We start from the raw sequence: 17,068 nt of genomic DNA on the forward strand, positions 1-17,068 counted from the left end.
GGACCGGTGGAAAAGGCTGGCATGTCGAGGATGCTGGCGCAGGCAAGTGCGGCGCTGACCAAGCCGGGGCCTCGCCGCAAACCTGAGCACGGAATGAAACGAACCGGTGCTTAGTTGCGGTTGAGATCGGCTAGCTGCTGCAAATCGTTGACATTGTAAAACGCACGCTCGTTGGCGAAGGTCACTTCTACCGCCTTGTGGCGCGCGTACCACGCGCGGACCTTGCGCTCGCCGGCAAGCATAAATGCGTCGAGATCGTCCACCAGCGACGTGCGCAGCATCGCGAAAACCGGGTGAACGTGGCGTTCGCCGGTGGCATCGGCGACGGTTGCCATCGCGATATCCGCGTGTTCGGCGCTCAGGCCATCGAATAGGCGTTCGGCCAGGTGAGGATCGACGAAAGGCGCATCGCAGGGCACGAACAGCACGAACTCAGTGGATGCTGCATGCAACGCCGCCGATATCCCGGCAAGCGGGCCAGGGAAATCGGGAAACGCATCGGCAATCACCTTTGCCTGGAACGGCATGCCAAGTTGCGCGTAGATCTCGAGGCTGCGATTGGCGCTGATCAGCATCGCGCCGCATTGCGGCTTGAGCGCGCGCAGCGCGTGAAGCGCAAGCGGTTCGAGGTCGAGCGGCTGCAGGCCTTTATCGACGCCGCCCATGCGCGATCCGCGTCCACCCGCGAGCACCACGCCGGTGATGTCGTGCTTCGGAAAGGGATGGCCGGGAGTATCGGTTGGCTGCGTGAGCTCGGCCATGTCAGCCGCCGATGTACGACATTTCGACGCGCGGCGCGTCCGGATCGACCGCCGGCAACGCATTGCTGCCGCGAAGTTCCGAATAGCGGTCCGTGCGTGCTTCCCAGATCCGGGCGATGGCGGTTGCAACCGTGGCGTCGCTCGCGCCGCTGCGGATCAACGCGCGCAAGTCGTGGCCGGACGTGGCGAACAGGCACAAATACAGCTTGCCTTCGGTAGAGAGGCGGGCGCGCGTGCACGAACCGCAAAACGCGCGCGTCACGCTCGAAATAACGCCAATTTCACCGCCGCCGTCCTGGTAACCCCAGCGTTGCGCGGTTTCTGCGTCGTTGTGGGCTTCGAGCGGCAGCAGCGGGAAATGCCCTGCAATTCGCGCGACCACCTCCGCCGACGGCAACACTTCACTCATGTTCCAGCCGTTCGACGCACCCACATCCATATATTCGATAAAGCGCAGCACCGTGCCGCTGCCTTTGAAATGGCGCGCCATCGGCACGATTTCGTGGTCGTTCGTCCCGCGCTTGACCACCATGTTGACCTTCAGCGGCGCGAGGCCAACGGCGTGCGCGGTCTCGATGCCTTCGAGCACGTCGGCGACGGCGAAATCGGCGTCGTTCATGCGGCGAAACAACGCGTCGTCGAGGGCGTCGAGGCTTACCGTTACCCGCGACAACCCCGCGTCTTTCAGCGAGCGCGCCTTGCGGGCGAGGATCGAGCCGTTAGTGGTGAGCGTGATATCGAGCGGACGGCCTTCCGGCGTGCGCAGCAGCGCCAATCGTTCGATCAGGAATTCGATGTTCTTGCGCAACAGCGGTTCGCCGCCGGTCAGCCGGATTTTTTCAACCCCGTGCGCGACGAACAACCGTGCCAACCGCTCGATTTCCTCAAACGACAGCAGCGCGCTGTGAGGCAGAAATGCGTAGTTTTTATCGAAAACTTCGCGCGGCATGCAGTACACGCAGCGGAAATTGCAACGATCAGTCACCGATATGCGCAAATCGCGCAACTCACGCGACAGCCGGTCGGTGAGCAGTCCACGCGGCGTCGCAGCGATGCCGGAAAAATCCGGGATCGCGCTGACATCGGTAACAGGAATGATGCGTCGGGACATGATCGTTTATTTCTCGTGCAGCGGCGACGGTAGGGCGGCTGCTATGAACATCGAACAATTCATTTTAGCGGAAGGGCGGTTTTAAAGCGGCTTGCCGTGACCTTTTCACGGGCATTTGTCACGCGTCCAATAAAAAAAAGCGCCACCGACCGAAGTCATGTGGCGCTTTTCGAAACGTCAGACGCGTTTAGTGTGCGTCGTGTGCGTCGTTACCCGTCTCGACTTGCTGCATCGGCGCGGCGTCGAGCGGCGGCAGGCGCTTGCGTTCGCGCACGACACGTTTCGGCGCTTCAGCCTGCTCTGCAGCTTCGCGGGCCGCGCGGAGCTTGTCGGCGTCGGTGTTCACCCAGACGAGCCCAGCCGTATCCAGCATCGGCTTGAGCACTTCTTCCTTCAAGCTGACCGGCGCGACGGGAGCAACCGGAGCAACCGCTACGGTAGCGGGCGCTGCGGGAGCCACGGTTTCCACCGGTTCGAACGTCTTCACCGGCTCGGATTCGACCGGCGCAGACGCCTCAGCCACAACAGGCGCGGGCGATGCGATCGGCACAATCAGGTCCGATTCCGGCGTTGCGGCGACAGGCGCCGTTTTCACCGGTTCAGCAACCTCGGCTTGCGGCGCTGCGTGAGCAACGGCGGCTGCGGGTTCCGCTGCCTTCGGGGTATCGGCGAAAGGACTTTCGACCTTTTCTTCCGCGACCTTGGGCGTCGGTCCGAACGGATTTTCGATCGGCCGTGAGACTGGCTTTTCGAAGATGTTCGTTGCTGGCGCTTCGACAACCGTTGCGCTGGTTTGCTCTGCGGCGTGCACTTCCTGCGCCCCATGCGACACGACAAACCCTTCGGCTTCGGCGCGCTTTGCTTCCACGGGCACTGCCTCGACCGGCGCCACTTGCGTGACACGAACCGGTTCAGGCAACTCCGTCACGCTGATCGCGGCGGCCGAAACCGGCTCGACCGTGACTGCGTGCGCAGGTTCTTGCACAGGCGCTTGCACTGCCTGCGCCGTCTCAACGGGTTGAGCGACAACCGGTTTAGCCACAACAGGTGCGAAATCGCGGCTGTCATCGGCTTCATTCGACGAATCCGTGTCGAACACACCGGCCTGAGCGCGCTCGCTGTCGGCATTGCCTTCGTTTTCAGCAGTGTCACCGGCCTGATTGGCCGTCACGCCATCTTCTTCACGATCACGGCGTCCACCACGACGACCCCGACGGCGACGGCGGCGCTCTTCGCCCTCACGCGCTGCGCTGGCCTGATCGGCCTGCAACGCGTCAGCGTTGCCGTTCTGCTGCGATTCCTGGCCTGACAGCGCGTTGTCCGTCAACTCCGACACGACCGTTTCGCCTTGCGTCAATGCTTCGACAGCGGCTTCCGGCTGCGGCTTGCGGCGTTCGCCCCGTTCCGGACGTTCGCCACGTTCACGGCGTTGACCGCGATCGGCGGCTTCAGCGCTTTCCGGCGTGCGTTCGCCACCGCGTTCGCCACGATTCTCACGCGGCTCGCGCGGCTCACGTGCTTCACGTGCTTCACGCGGTTCGCGGCCTTCGCGTGCTTCACGCGGCTCGCGGCCTTCACGTCCACCACGGGGTTCGCGCGGCTCGCGGATTTCCCGAGCTTCACGCGGTTCACGCGTTTCCTTCGGTTCCCGTTCCTCGCGGCGCGGCTGACGGCCACCCGCCGCGCCCGGCGCGCTTGGCGTCGCACCAGAAGCGCCAGTAGCAGCAGCGCTATCGCGCGAAGCCGCACCGCCGCCACGACGGTTGCGGTTCCGATCGCCACCCTGGCCCGACCGCTCCGGCCGTTCGCCGCGTGCCGGACGTGCCGGTGCGGGCGTGAGGACCGGCACGGGCACCGGTTTCACTTCGGGTTGCACGCCAAACAGATTCTTCAGCCAGCCGATAAACCCGCCTGTCGATGCTGCCACCACCGGCGCAGGCGCTGCAACCGGCGCGATCACCTTCACCGGTGCGCTAGGCGCGGGCGATGCCGGCGTGATGCCCTTGACCATCGCTTCCTGCTTCGGCTTGATTTCTTCGGTGCGCTTGCTGTAGCCCGTTTCGGATTCCAGTTCGTGCGCCGCTTCTTCGGCCATCTTCCAGGAGGCACGCGGTTCGTCGAGACGCGTATCGTCGTGACGCAGGCGTTCCAGCTTGTAATGCGGCGTTTCGAGATGCTTGTTCGGGATCAACACGACGTTGACCTTGAATCGCGACTCGATCTTGTTGATTTCCGAACGCTTTTCGTTCAGCAGGAAAGCAGTGACTTCCACCGGCACCTGGCAATGAATTGCCGCGGTGTTTTCCTTCATCGCTTCTTCCTGAATGATCCGCAGCACTTGCAGCGCGGACGATTCGGTATCGCGAATGTGGCCCGTTCCGTTACAACGCGGGCATGTCACGTGGCTGCCTTCGGAGAGCGCCGGACGCAGGCGCTGACGCGACAGCTCCATCAAACCGAAGCGCGAAATCTTGCCCATTTGTACGCGCGCACGATCGTGCTTCAGCGCGTCTTTCAGGCGCTGCTCGACTTCGCGCTGGCTCTTGGCCGACTCCATGTCGATAAAGTCGATCACGATCAAGCCGCCCAGATCCCGCAGGCGCAACTGGCGCGCGACTTCATCGGCGGCTTCGAGGTTCGTGCGGGTCGCCGTTTCCTCGATATCCGCGCCCTTCGTCGAACGCGCCGAGTTCACGTCGATAGCCACCAGCGCTTCCGTGTGGTCGATCACGATCGCGCCGCCCGAGGGCAACGGCACCGTGCGCGAATACGCGGTTTCAATCTGGTGTTCGATTTGGAAACGGGAGAAGAGGGGAACGTCGTCGTGATAACGCTTAACCTTGGACAGGTTATCCGGCATCACGATGTCCATGAAGGCGCTGGCCTGGTCATGGATCTCGGTGGTATCGATCAGAATTTCGCCGATATCCGGCTGGAAGTAATCGCGGATCGCGCGGATCACGAGGCTGGATTCGAGATAAATCAGCATCGGCTTGCCGGCTACACCGCTTTGCGACGCCGCTTCCACTGCGCGCCACAATTGCATTAGGTAGTTCAAGTCCCACTGCAGTTCTTCGGCCGAGCGGCCAATCCCTGCGGTTCGCGCAATGATGCTCATGCCTTCCGGCAAATCGAGCTGGGACATTGTTTCGCGCAATTCCTGACGCTCGTCGCCTTCAATCCGACGCGATACACCCCCGCCACGCGGGTTGTTCGGCATCAGGACGAGGTAACGTCCGGCGAGCGAGATAAACGTGGTCAGGGCCGCGCCCTTGTTGCCGCGCTCTTCCTTTTCGACCTGGATGATCAGTTCTTGACCTTCGCGCAGCGCGTCCTGGATGCGCGCGGAGCGCATGTCGACGCCGTCCTTGAAATACTGGCGGGCGACTTCCTTGAACGGCAGAAAACCGTGGCGGTCTTCGCCATAGTTCACGAAGCAGGCTTCGAGCGACGGCTCGATGCGGGTGATGACTCCCTTGTAGATATTGCCTTTGCGCTGTTCGCGCCCGGCGGTTTCGATGTCGATGTCGATGAGTTTTTGCCCATCGACGATGGCGACGCGCAATTCTTCTTGCTGCGTCGCGTTAAACAGCATGCGTTTCATTGGACGGCTCCAGAGCGGCTCTACCGGCCCCCGTCGAGCGAATTCGCGCGGTTGTCAATCGCGTGAAGCAGGAGGGCGGGCGCGCCGCGCTTTTTTGTGTGTTGTCACAAAGCACGCTGGAGCGAGAGTTCTGGCGGGGGAGAATTGCCTGGAACAGGTCTGGCGGCCGGTCAGCGACGAAATGCGTCGTGACGGGCAGCAAGCCTTGGGGCACATGCGAAAAGACTTTGACACGCCGTGAAGCAACGGCGCGGCTTAAGCGGCACAGCGCTTTCGGCTCGACGTCCTTCAAACTACTCGAAGAGCCGGCAGCGCAGCCAGCAGCAGCCGGTTGCGGCCCGATGCAGGGTCAAACGGGAGGAAGGTTGTCGCGCAAACCAGTGCGACCAAGCAAACCGACCGACGTTTTTCAAACCTGCAGCAGGTTGCCGTTGCGGCTAGCCAGGTGCTCAAAGCGCCCGATAACCGCGTTGGGTGTCTCGTCTTGTTGCGTCCTCTGCCACGCTTCGCCCGTTTCAGCGCAGCTTGCAGCAGAGGCCGTTTTCTTCGCAACGGCCAAGCCACAATGTTCCGTTCACCCTAACTTGATACCCGCCCGATATCTTTTAGATACCTGCCTGATACCCGGGTCACATCCGGAAGAAGCCGGGTTTTAAACCGGACCTCACTGTCTCTCGCCGATAAAATTCTTGATCGCCAAAAATCCGTTACCGTATCGACGATCGACTCGACCGAACGCGCCTGTGGGCACCGTCCCTGCCGTGCGATATCGTCGTGCGTGCAACTTGTTACTCCGTTTTCCGGGTGAGCAACTGGCCCTGGGCGCAAGTAAAATAACGGTTTAACGCTTGCACCTGTACAGTCTGACAACATCCGGCCAGCTTAGTGGCTTTTTCCAGACTGTCCGCAAATTATATTCAGAATGAATGAGTTAGGCAAAACATCCCATAAAAAGGTCGCAAGCGAACAGGTCTCAATGATCGAGATCGACGAAAATGCGGCGGGTCAGCGCATCGACAATTTTTTGCTTCGCGTCTGTAAAGGCGTACCGAAAAGTCACATTTACCGGATTTTGCGCAGCGGCGAAGTGCGCGTGAATAAGGGGCGTATCGACGCCGCTTATCGGCTCGAAATGGGCGATCTCGTGCGCGTCCCGCCTATTCGTACCGCGCAACTGGATGAAACGCCGTTTTCATCGAATGCGCCCGCGGCTGAATTCCCCATACTATTTGAAGACGATCATCTGATCGTGATCGATAAACCCGCCGGGGTCGCCGTTCATGGCGGCAGTGGCGTGGCGTTTGGTGTGATCGAACAATTGCGCAACGCGCGCCCGCAGGCAAAATTCCTCGAGTTGGTGCATCGGCTGGACCGCGAGACGTCCGGCGTGCTGATGCTCGCGAAAAAACGCTCGGCGCTGATCAATGTGCATGAGCAAATGCGCGATAACCGTATCGATAAACGCTATCAGGCCGTCGGTCATGGCGACTGGCTGGCGGGTTGGGGTCGCAGGCGGATCGTGAAGGAACCGCTGCACAAATACCTGACGCCCGAAGGTGAGCGGCGCGTGCGCGTCCAGGACGACGGCCTTGCGTCGCATACCGTGTTCAACCTGATCGAGCGCTTCAGCGAGTACGCGTGGGTCGAGGCGGAACTGAAGACAGGCCGTACGCATCAGATTCGTGTGCATATGGCGCATATCGGCCTGCCGATCGCCGGGGATACTAAATACGGCGACTTTGCGTTAAACAAGAATCTGGTCCGTCCTAACGCCGATCCATCGCTCAAACGCATGTTTTTGCACGCTTTTCGGCTGAAACTCGTGCATCCGGCGACGGGCGAGACGCTTCAGGTTGAGGCGCCGTTGCCGGCCGAATGCCGGCGCTTTATCGAACAACTCAAGCAAAATTCCAGAGAGACCCAATAAATGGCCCGTCAGCAATTCGATCTGATTGTCTTCGACTGGGACGGCACGTTGATGGATTCCACGGCGCACATTACGCGCAGCATTCAGGCGGCGTGCCGCGACCTGGGCCTGCCCGTTCCCGCCGACGAAGCAGCAAGCTACGTGATTGGCCTGGGGCTGCGCGACGCGTTGCAGATTGCCGCGCCCACGCTCGATCCCGTCGATTACCCGAAGCTTGCCGAGCGGTATCGCTTCCATTATTTGATCAAGGGCGAGCAAACCGAGCTCTTCGCCGGCGTGCGCGGCATGCTGCAAAACCTTCGCGACGAAGGTTATCTGCTGGCAGTTGCCACGGGCAAAAGCCGCGTGGGTTTGAACCGCGCGCTGGACCAGTCGCGCCTGACGAGCCTCTTCGACGGCACCCGCTGTGCCGACGAAACGTTCTCCAAGCCGCATCCGGCCATGCTGCACGAACTGACGCGTGAACTCGGGCAGGACGTAAGCCGCACCGTGATGATCGGCGACACCACGCACGACTTGCAGATGGCGAAGAATGCCGGCGCGGCGGCGGTCGGTGTGACGTACGGCGCGCATCCGGCCAAGTCGCTGCATGCGCTGGAACCGCTGTTCGTTGCCGAAAACGTCACGTCGCTGGGGGACTGGCTGCGGGAGAATGCATGACTGGAACGTCGCTTGATCGGCCCCTTGACCCAGTGCGAATCTGTGCATCGGAGGAACTGGTCGACGGCGGCGACGGCGTCCGGCACAAAGCGGTCGACAAGGGCGGCGAAGCCACGGTATTTTTCGTCCGATACGACGGCAAACCCTTTGGCTACCTCAATCGTTGCGCGCACGTGCCCATGGAGATGGACTGGTCCGAAGGCAAGTTCTTCGAGAGCTCCGGCTTATACTTGATGTGCGCAACTCACGGCGCGATTTACGAGCCGGACACGGGGAAATGCGTCGGTGGACCATGTCGCGGCGCGCGTTTGCGACGGGTGGCAGCGGAAGATCGCGATACACCCGAAGGCCGCGCCGTCTTCTGGCTTCCTGACGACGATATCCGTCCAGCTTGAACGTTCTCGCGGTTGCTCTTGCGATTCGTTCTCGCGCTTTTCTCGCAATCGAAACAAACCCACCTTTCAATTTCAATCAGTCAACCAGGCGACGCATGTCCGATCAAATTCCCACCGATTCCGCGGATAAGGCGCGTCCCAATTCCATCGGCGATACCGGCGAAAACTGGGAGCGCGCCGCGCTCGAACGCATCGCGCTCGCGGCAATCAACGAACAACGGGCCGCACGCCGCTGGCGGATCTTTTTCCGATTCGTGTTCCTGGCGATCCTGGCGATCGCGGTCTGGGGCGCGTTCGATTTCACCAGTGACAAAGTCGCAAAATCCGCCCGCCACACGGCGCTGGTTGAACTGGAGGGCGAGATTTCCGCCAATAGCGACGCCAGTTCGGACAACGTGAACGCCGCGCTCGACAGCGCTTTCGAGGACGACGGCACCGCGGCGGTGATCCTTCGCTGCAACAGCCCGGGCGGCAGTCCGGTGCAGGCGGGCATCATCAATCGCGAGATCACCCGCTTGCGGGCGAAATATCCGTCGAAGCCGCTGTATGTGGTGGTGGGTGACATGTGCGCGTCGGGTGGTTATTACGCGGCGGCGGCGGCCGACAAAATCTACGTCGACAAGGCGAGCATCGTCGGATCGATTGGCGTGCTGATGGACGGTTTCGGTTTCACGGGCCTGATGGACAAGCTGGGCGTGCAACGCCGGCTGCACACATCGGGCGCGAACAAGGGCGCATTCGACCCGTTTTCGCCTGAAACCCCCGCTATGGATGCACACGCGCAGGACATGCTCGACCAGATTCACCAGCAATTCATCGATGCCGTCAAACAAGGCCGCGGCAAACGGCTGAAAGACTCGCCCGATGTGTTCTCGGGCATGTTCTGGACGGGTCAGAAGAGCGTGGAACTGGGCCTCGCCGATGGTTTCGGCGACGCCGATTACGTCGCGCGCGAGATCGTCAAGCAGCCGGATATTGTCGATTACACGCAGAAGGAGAGCATTGGCGAGCGCGTGGCTCGCAAGTTTGGCGCGGCGGTCGGCAATGCGTCGATGAAGGCTTTGATGATGGGCGGGAAGATGCAGCTGAAGTAAGTTTTGCACCGTTTTTCAAATGAAAACCGCTCGCCCCGAGTCCCCAGGCGAGCGGTTTTTTAACGTTTTAGGCTAAGCCCCGAGCAAAAGGAAAATCGCTGGCCGTTTGTGCAACTCCGGCGCGGCTTTCTTTTTCCACTCCGACACCGTTCGGGTGAGGATCGTCTCAGTGGGCAACGTCAGGTCGACCGCGACACACACCAGCGTGGACGGCGCGCAGGTCGCAAGCAGCGTGTCCAGCAGCGCACGATTCCTGTACGGCGTCTCGATAAAAATCTGCGTCTGGTTAGCCTTCCGCGACAACACTTCCAGTTCGCGCAGGCGCTTGCCCCGTTCGGCGGCATCGACGGGAAGATAGCCGTTGAACGCGAAACTCTGCCCGTTCATGCCCGATGCCATCAGCGCCAGCAAAATCGAACTGGGTCCGACAAACGGCACCACTTTGACGCCGCGCTCGTGGGCGCGACGAACGAGCAAGGCGCCCGGATCTGCGACCGCGGGGCAGCCAGCTTCGGAGACAAGGCCGGCGTCTGTACCGGCCAGAATCGGCTTCAGCAACTTGTCGACTTCGCCCGGCGGCGTGTTGACATTGAGTTCGCGGATTTCGATTTCCTGGATCGGCCGCTCGGTTCCGACCTTCTTCAGGAAGACGCGCGTGGTTTTCGCGTTCTCGCCAATGTAGTACTGCAGCGACGCGGCGCGTGCACGCACGGGCTCGGGAAGGACGTCGGCGAGCGCGGCACTGTCGCCGTCGCCGAGCGTGTTCGGGATCAGGTACAAAACGCCGCTCATGCTGCCCCCACCAAGGGAAAACCGGTCGCGCGCAACATCCGCGACAACGCGATCAACGGCAAACCCACCAGCGCGGTGGGATCGTCGGAATGGATTGCATCGACAAGCGTGATGCCCAATCCCTCCGATTTCGCGCTGCCCGCCACGTCGTAGGGCGTTTCGGCAAGTAAATAGGCTTCGATTTCCGAATCCGGCAGCTCGCGGAATTGCACACGCGTGACGATATCGGCTGATTGGATATGGTTCGTGCGGCTGTCGAAGAGACACAGCGCGCTGTGAAATTCGACGCTTTTGCCGCGCATCGATTGAAGCTGGGCGCGAGCGTTGTCGTGCGTGCCGGGCTTTCCGATCTGCCGGCCGTCGCTGGTCGCGACCTGATCCGAACCGATCACGAGCGCACCGGAGGCATTGGTCACACGGGCCGCGGCCGCGCGCGCCTTGGCAATCGATAGCCGGACAGCCGTGGCTTCCGGCGTCTCGCCATCGAGCGGCGTTTCGTCGATATCGGGCGAGATCACATCGAAGGGAATGCGCAGGCGTTCGAGCAATTCCCGCCGGTAGCGTGAACTCGATGCAAGGATGAGGCGCGGCTGATTTGAGACGTCGGGCATGAAAGATGGCTATAGACAACGAGGTTAGGGACTGAATCAGGCACTGAAAACGGGTCGCGGCCGATCCAAGAAGCCAATAAGAAGCTAAAAATGGCGCCGCCGCCCACCGAAGCATAAGTGTTTGACTCGAAAAGACAAAGCCGCTATGATTTTGGGCTTTTCATCGGTATGCGAAGGCCTTGCTACGTACAAAGCGACGCATGCTGGTACGGCAACGGAAGCTGGAGTGTACCGAGCGCCTCGCCGGGCGAGGGTGAAAGCCCAAAAGAGCCAAAAAGCGCAACCAGATGCGGCCCGCTGCCAAAACTGGAAAATCGGCTGGAAAATCGGGATAAACCACACCAGCCGGACGGGTCTAGTGCGGTGCATACTGCAGTTTCACCCCCGGTCGTCCTCCGCAGACCAGCTATCCAGCCGTCGCGGCAACGACCACTGCAGGAGCGCACATGACACAGAATCCTGGCAAACCTGCATGTCCCGCCGACTTGCGCGCGCTCGACTTGTTCGAATTCGCCCAAAGCCGTCGGCAGGCAGCAGGTGGTGTACGGGTCTCGCAATTGCCGCGTATGTTGAACGAAGTGCCGGCAGATGCTCCCGACCGCGACACGGTGTTTTCATGGCAGGCCGAAGGCTCCATGCAGCCCGAGTTGCAGGACGACGGTACCGAAGCGCCGCAGCCCTATTTGCGGCTCGCGGTGCACGGATCGGTCTGGATCGAATGCCAGCGTTGTCTTTCGCCGTATTCGCAACATCTGGATGTCGATGCAACGTATCGCATTGTCGAGACAGAAGATGAAGCGGACGAATTTCCGCTAGACAACGATGAAGTGGAAGTGATCGTTGGCTCACGCCAGTTCGATCTCATCGACCTGATCGAAGATGAATTGTTGTTGGCCCTGCCGCTCGTGCCGAAGCACGAAGTTTGTCCTGAAGTGCATGAGAGCCTGGTAACGGGCCTCGCGGGCACCGAGGGCGAGCTGGACGATGGTGGTCTGAATGGCGATGCAAGCGCGCAGCAGGATGGCGGCTCGGGCAGACCCAATCCGTTCGCCGCGCTCGGTAAGCTCAGGCAGGGCGGTTCGGACGACAACACGCATTAAGTGTGTCGAAGCGTGTGCTTCAAACGCTCGCACTAAAGAGTATTGGCATCCGACACCAGGTCGGGTGTCGAATCATCAGTCGGCGCGATGCGTCCGGAAAGACTCACTGGCTCGGGGTCAGGGTCTCGGATGTGTCGAGCTGTGTTAGAATTCGCAAAATTTTTCTGGAGTTATCATGGCAGTTCAGCAAAACAAGAAATCGCCGTCCAAGCGCGGCATGCATCGTTCGCACGACTTCCTGACCGCGCCGGCGCTGGCTCTTGAGCCGAGCACGGGTGAAGTGCATCTGCGTCACCACGTGAGCCCGAACGGCTACTATCGTGGCAAGAAAGTCATCAAGACGAAGAACGACTAAGCGTACGACGCTTGTTGCGTCTCGCGTCACCGTCTTGACTCGTGGTCTGAGTCGCGGTTGTTTGCGCTTGACATGTTCCCGGTATACCAAGAAGGCGGCATTTCACTGCCGCTTTTTTGTGCCTGAAATTCGTCGCACTCCATGACCGTAAAGATCACTATCGACTGCATGGGAGGCGACCACGGCCCGGCCGTGACCGTTCCCGCCGCGGTCAGTTTCGTGCGTTCGCATCCGGATGCGCAGTTGTTGCTTGTCGGCATCGAGTCGGCCATCCGCGCGCAACTGAAGAAGTCCAAAGCCACCGGCGAAACCCGGCTGACGGTCGTCCCGGCCACCGAAGTGGTCGAGATGGACGATTCGGTAGAGGTGGCGCTGCGCCGGAAGAAAGATTCGTCCATGCGAGTGGCGCTTAATCTCGTCAAGGACGGCCAGGCTCAGACGTGCATCTCGGCGGGTAACACCGGCGCATTGATGGCCGTGTCCCGCTACGTGCTCAAGACGCTGCCGGGCATTGAGCGACCGGCTATCGCTTTCGCGATGCCAAGCCAGAAAGGCTTCACCACTGTGCTCGACCTGGGCGCGAACGTGGACTGCGAGCCGCAGCACTTGCTTCAATTCGCCGAAATGGGCCACGCGCTTGTTGCCGCCATCGGCAATAAGGAGCGCCCGACCATCGGTCTGCTCAACATTGGCGAAGAAGTCATCAAGGGCAATGAGGTCATCAAACGCGCCGGCGAATTGCTGCGCGCAAGCACGCTCAATTTCTACGGCAACGTGGAAGGCAACGACATCTATAAAGGTACGACCGACGTGGTCGTGTGCGACGGTTTTGTCGGCAACGTGGCGCTGAAAACCTCCGAAGGTTTGGCGCAGATGCTGACCGATATGATCCGCGAGGAGTTCAGCCGGTCGCTCCTGACCAAGCTGATGGCGCTCGTCGCGTTGCCCGTTCTCAAACGCTTCAAACGGCGGGTCGACCCGGCCCAGTACAACGGCGCCGCGCTGCTCGGCCTGCGCGGGCTGGTCATCAAGAGCCACGGATCGGCACAGGCTTACGGGTTTGAGTGGGCTATCAAACGCGGGTATGATGCCGTCAAAAATGGCGTGCTTGAACGCCTCGTGCGCGCCATGGAAGAAAACGCTGCTCCCGTGCAACAAGCGGCGCTCGGCGCTTCCGCTGACACTGCTGGCACCGTGGTCCCGAATCCGGTCGACCCCGCATCCGACCCTGTCGTCCCAGGCGATAATACGGTCGTTGCCCGCCCGCTCGTGCAGCCGGGCGAACCGGGTCCCGCGCTATCCTCGAAGGCATAATGGCTCAAACGAATCTCTATTCCCGTGTGATCGGAACGGGCAGTTACTTGCCGCCGGATCGTGTCTCGAACCAGGCTCTGGCCGAACGTCTGGCGAAGCAGGGTGTTGAAACGAGCGATGAATGGATCGTCGCACGCACCGGTATTCACGCACGTCATTTCGCCGCACCCGATCAGACGACCAGCGAACTCGCGTTGCACGCGTCGCGCCATGCGATCGAGGCGGCGGATATCGATCCGCAATCGATCGATCTGATTATCGTCGCCACGTCCACGCCTGACTTCGTTTTCCCCAGCACCGCTTGCCTGCTGCAGAACAAGCTCGGCATCAGGAACAGCGGCGCAGCGTTCGACATTCAGGCCGTCTGCTCGGGTTTCGCTTATGCCGTTGCAATGGCGGACAGCCTTATTCGCGGCGGCACGCATCGCACAGCGCTGGTCGTTGGCGCTGAAACTTTCTCGCGCATTCTTGATTTCAACGACCGCACCACCTGCGTGCTGTTCGGCGACGGCGCGGGCGCCGTTATCCTGCGGGCCTCCGATGAACCCGGCGTACTCTCCAGTGCGCTTCATGCCGATGGCAGCCACGCGAACATCCTGTGCACGCCGGGTAATGTGAACAAGGGTGTAATCGAAGGCAGCGCGTTCCTGCACATGGACGGTCAGGCGGTGTTCAAACTGGCGGTCAAGGTGCTGGAAAAAGTCGCTGTCGAGGCGCTTGAGAAAGCGCAACTGACTGCTGGCGATATCGACTGGCTGATTCCGCATCAGGCCAATATCCGCATCATGGAAAGCACCGCGCGCAAGTTGCATGTGCCGCTGGAGCGCATGGTCGTGACGGTTGGCGAGCATGGCAATACGTCGGCGGCATCCATTCCCCTCGCACTCGATGTCGCTGTGCGCGACGGTCGTATCAAGCGCGGCCAGCACTTGCTGATCGAAGGGGTGGGCGGCGGCTTCACGTGGGGCGCGTCGGTTATCCGTTACTGAGCGGATATCCAACCGACACGACTTCCTCGCCACGTCAGTCAATCGACAATTCAATCGAGTAAGAACCTCATGAAATTCGCGTTCGTTTTTCCGGGACAAGGTTCCCAGTCGGTCGGCATGCTCAATGCATTTGCCGATCACGCCGTGGTGCGCGAAACCGTGCAGCAAGCATCCGATGCACTCGGCCAGGATCTGGGCAAGCTGATTGCCGAAGGTCCGGTCGAAGAATTGGGTCTCACCACGAACACGCAGCCTGTGATGCTGACGGCCGCGTACGCGATTTATCGCGTGTGGGAAAAGGAAACCGGGTTGAAACCGGCGGTTGTCGCGGGTCATAGCCTCGGCGAATATACGGCGCTGGTTGTTGCTGGTGCGCTGCCGTTTTCCGCCGCCGTACCGCTCGTACGGTTTCGTGCCCAAGCGATGCAAAGCGCGGTGCCCGTCGGCGAAGGCGGCATGGCAGCCATTCTGGGTCTCGACGACGACGCCGTGCGCGCCGTCTGCGCCGAAGCATCGGCGGCGGGGATCGTGGAAGCGGTCAACTTCAACGCGCCGTCCCAAGTTGTGATTGCGGGCGCGAAAGCAGGCGTTGAAAAGGCCTGCGAAATCGCCAAGGCCAAGGGTGCGAAACGCGCGTTGCCGCTGCCGGTGTCGGCGCCGTTCCATTCGTCGCTGCTCAAGCCGGCGTCGGACCAGTTGCGCGAGTATCTGGCGACGGTTGATATCGGCGTGCCGCAAATTCCGCTGATCAATAACATCGATGTCGCGAGCGTCGCCGAGCCGGCTGCGATCAAGGACGCGCTCGTGCGTCAGGCCGCGGGTCCCGTGCGCTGGGTCGAAACCGTGCAGAAGATGGCGCACGAAGGCGTCACGCACGTGATCGAATGCGGCCCGGGCAAGGTGCTGAACGGGTTGACGAAGCGTATCGACGGCACGCTGATCGGCGCGTCTATCTTCGATCCGGCTTCGCTCGAAGAAACACGCAAACTGCTCGCCGGCTGAAATCGCTGGCGGGGCTAGCTGGATGACGCCAACGCGGTCAAGCGACAAACCAAGGAGCGGACGAAAGATGATTCTGGACAAGCACATAGTGGTCGTGACGGGCGCGTCGCGGGGTATTGGCCGGTCAATCGCGGTCGAACTTGCGCGCCAGGGCGCGACAGTGATTGGCACGGCGACCAGCGAAAGCGGCGCCGAGGGCATTACCGAAGCATTGAAAGAGTTTGGCGGACAAAGCCGTGGCGCCGTGCTGAACGTGACGGACGCGGCCGCGAGCGAAGCGTTTATCGACGGCGTGGTCAAGGAATTCGGCAGCCTCAACGTGTTGGTCAACAACGCCGGGATCACGAAAGATCAGCTCGCGATGCGCATGAAGGACGACGAATTCGACGCCGTGATCGACACCAACCTGCGTGCCGTTTTCCGTCTTTCGCGCGCCGTGCTGCGCCCGATGATGAAAGCGCGCGGCGGCCGGATCATCAATATCACGTCGGTCGTGGCGTCGTCGGGGAACCCGGGGCAGGCGAACTACGCGGCGGCGAAAGCCGGCGTGGCTGGCATGACGCGTGCGCTGGCCCGTGAAATCGGCAGCCGCGGGATCACGGTGAACTGCATTGCGCCGGGTTTTATCGATACCGACATGACCAAGGTTTTGCCGGAAGCGCAGCGTGCGGCGCTCACAGCACAGATACCACTGGGTCGACTGGGCAGCCCTGAAGATATCGCGCATGCTGTGGCTTTCCTTGCTTCGCCACACGCCGGCTACATAACGGGTACGACGCTCCATGTGAACGGCGGCATGTACATGTGACAGGCATTTCGTTAATATCCGCGCCTTGGCGGGTGCGCAAAGTGCTGAATTAAAGTGCCGTGCGCAAGATGCGAAATCTGTTGTCAGAAGTGGTAAGCGGGAAAGGGCGCAGGAGAGTGCGCAAGAAAGGCGTGACGGGCATCAAAGGCACGTCACGCGCTAAACAAAGCTGATTCCGTGCGTGGGTATTTACGGGTACAAACCTGATAAAATGCGCGCACTTGTGTTTTTGAACTACATTTCCCTCGGAGGGCTGCATGGACAATATCGAACAGCGCGTGAAGAAGATCGTCGCCGAACAACTGGGCGTCGCCGAAGCTGAAATCAAGAACGAAGCTTCGTTCGTCAACGATCTGGGCGCTGACTCGCTCGACACCGTCGAACTCGTGATGGCTCTCGAAGACGAATTCGGCATGGAAATCCCTGACGAAGAAGCCGAGAAGATCACGACGGTTCAACAGGCGATCGACTACGCTCGCGCCAACGTCAAGGCCTAAAGCCCGACGCGCCAAGCTGCTTCCACACCATTCGGGGTTGACGCTCTG

15 protein-coding genes and 1 pseudogene are annotated in these 17,068 nt (G+C 60.9%); 11 read left to right on the forward strand and 5 right to left on the reverse strand.

The genetic code is table 11. The annotated features are described in order from the left end of the window. Window positions 1-110: 110 nt before the first annotated feature. The 3 genes from mobA to ACMX25_RS07625 form a co-directional block, all read right to left on the reverse strand. Window positions 111-761 carry a molybdenum cofactor guanylyltransferase MobA gene (gene mobA / locus ACMX25_RS07615; protein WP_414948983.1) on the reverse strand — a complete coding sequence of 217 codons (651 nt, stop codon included), beginning with the start codon at window positions 759-761 and terminating at the stop codon, window positions 111-113. Between the two features lies 1 nt (window position 762). Further along, window positions 763-1,872 (reverse strand): GTP 3',8-cyclase MoaA, encoded by a 1,110-nt coding sequence (gene moaA / locus ACMX25_RS07620; RefSeq protein WP_414948985.1) that lies wholly within the window; start codon window positions 1,870-1,872, stop codon window positions 763-765. 187 nt (window positions 1,873-2,059) lie between these two features. Further along, window positions 2,060-5,476 carry an Rne/Rng family ribonuclease gene (locus ACMX25_RS07625; protein ID WP_414948987.1) on the reverse strand — a complete coding sequence of 1,139 codons (3,417 nt, stop codon included), beginning with the start codon at window positions 5,474-5,476 and terminating at the stop codon, window positions 2,060-2,062. Window positions 5,477-6,398: 922 nt separating this feature from the next. On the opposite strand from ACMX25_RS07625, the gene ACMX25_RS07630 reads away from it, so the two are divergent. The 4 genes from ACMX25_RS07630 to ACMX25_RS07645 all read left to right on the forward strand — a co-directional run bounded on the left by ACMX25_RS07630 (window position 6,399) and on the right by ACMX25_RS07645 (window position 9,552). After that, entirely contained in the window at window positions 6,399-7,403 is a 1,005-nt protein-coding gene (locus tag ACMX25_RS07630) for an RluA family pseudouridine synthase (protein ID WP_414948988.1), read from the forward strand. Beyond that, window positions 7,404-8,063: an HAD-IIIA family hydrolase gene (locus ACMX25_RS07635; protein ID WP_414948990.1), complete on the forward strand. Its 660-nt coding sequence runs from the start codon at window positions 7,404-7,406 to the stop codon at window positions 8,061-8,063. Continuing rightward, window positions 8,060-8,458: a Rieske (2Fe-2S) protein gene (locus ACMX25_RS07640; RefSeq protein WP_414948992.1), complete on the forward strand. Its 399-nt coding sequence runs from the start codon at window positions 8,060-8,062 to the stop codon at window positions 8,456-8,458. Before ACMX25_RS07635 ends, ACMX25_RS07640 begins: the two co-directional genes overlap by 4 nt. Before the next feature lie 95 nt (window positions 8,459-8,553). Continuing rightward, window positions 8,554-9,552 carry a S49 family peptidase gene (locus ACMX25_RS07645; RefSeq protein ID WP_414948994.1) on the forward strand — a complete coding sequence of 333 codons (999 nt, stop codon included), beginning with the start codon at window positions 8,554-8,556 and terminating at the stop codon, window positions 9,550-9,552. Between the two features lie 72 nt (window positions 9,553-9,624). Here ACMX25_RS07645 and ACMX25_RS07650 read toward each other — a convergent pair whose 3' ends face one another. Both ACMX25_RS07650 and ACMX25_RS07655 read right to left on the reverse strand, forming a co-directional pair. Then, window positions 9,625-10,344: an SAM-dependent methyltransferase gene (locus ACMX25_RS07650; protein WP_414948995.1), complete on the reverse strand. Its 720-nt coding sequence runs from the start codon at window positions 10,342-10,344 to the stop codon at window positions 9,625-9,627. Next, window positions 10,341-10,955: a Maf-like protein gene (locus ACMX25_RS07655; RefSeq protein WP_414948997.1), complete on the reverse strand. Its 615-nt coding sequence runs from the start codon at window positions 10,953-10,955 to the stop codon at window positions 10,341-10,343. The genes ACMX25_RS07650 and ACMX25_RS07655 overlap by 4 nt, the downstream gene beginning before the upstream one ends. A gap of 446 nt (window positions 10,956-11,401) precedes the next feature. On the opposite strand from ACMX25_RS07655, the gene ACMX25_RS07660 reads away from it, so the two are divergent. The 7 genes and pseudogenes from ACMX25_RS07660 (at window position 11,402) to acpP (ending at window position 17,020) form a co-directional block, all read left to right on the forward strand. Further along, the gene (locus tag ACMX25_RS07660; RefSeq protein ID WP_414948999.1) at window positions 11,402-12,055 is read left to right on the forward strand and encodes a DUF177 domain-containing protein; all 654 of its coding nucleotides are present in this window, start codon (window positions 11,402-11,404) and stop codon (window positions 12,053-12,055) included. Window positions 12,056-12,230: 175 nt separating this feature from the next. Continuing rightward, entirely contained in the window at window positions 12,231-12,410 is a 180-nt protein-coding gene (gene rpmF / locus ACMX25_RS07665) for a 50S ribosomal protein L32 (protein WP_299710249.1), read from the forward strand. A 141-nt stretch (window positions 12,411-12,551) separates the two neighbouring features. Next, window positions 12,552-13,551: pseudogene (gene plsX / locus ACMX25_RS07670) on the forward strand (phosphate acyltransferase PlsX); the annotation flags it as partial. Between the two features lie 172 nt (window positions 13,552-13,723). After that, window positions 13,724-14,713: a beta-ketoacyl-ACP synthase III gene (locus tag ACMX25_RS07675; RefSeq protein ID WP_414949001.1), complete on the forward strand. Its 990-nt coding sequence runs from the start codon at window positions 13,724-13,726 to the stop codon at window positions 14,711-14,713. A gap of 69 nt (window positions 14,714-14,782) precedes the next feature. After that, window positions 14,783-15,715, forward strand: coding sequence for an ACP S-malonyltransferase (gene fabD, locus ACMX25_RS07680; protein WP_414949002.1), 933 nt, complete (start codon window positions 14,783-14,785; stop codon window positions 15,713-15,715). 67 nt (window positions 15,716-15,782) lie between these two features. Beyond that, window positions 15,783-16,523 carry a 3-oxoacyl-ACP reductase FabG gene (gene fabG, locus ACMX25_RS07685; RefSeq protein WP_414949004.1) on the forward strand — a complete coding sequence of 247 codons (741 nt, stop codon included), beginning with the start codon at window positions 15,783-15,785 and terminating at the stop codon, window positions 16,521-16,523. A 257-nt stretch (window positions 16,524-16,780) separates the two neighbouring features. Then, window positions 16,781-17,020, forward strand: coding sequence for an acyl carrier protein (gene acpP / locus ACMX25_RS07690; RefSeq protein WP_004197638.1), 240 nt, complete (start codon window positions 16,781-16,783; stop codon window positions 17,018-17,020). The last annotated feature ends 48 nt before the right edge of the window (window positions 17,021-17,068 follow it).

This window comes from Caballeronia eucalypticola, from assembly GCF_047608185.1.
Classification (GTDB): Bacteria; Pseudomonadota; Gammaproteobacteria; order Burkholderiales; family Burkholderiaceae; genus Caballeronia.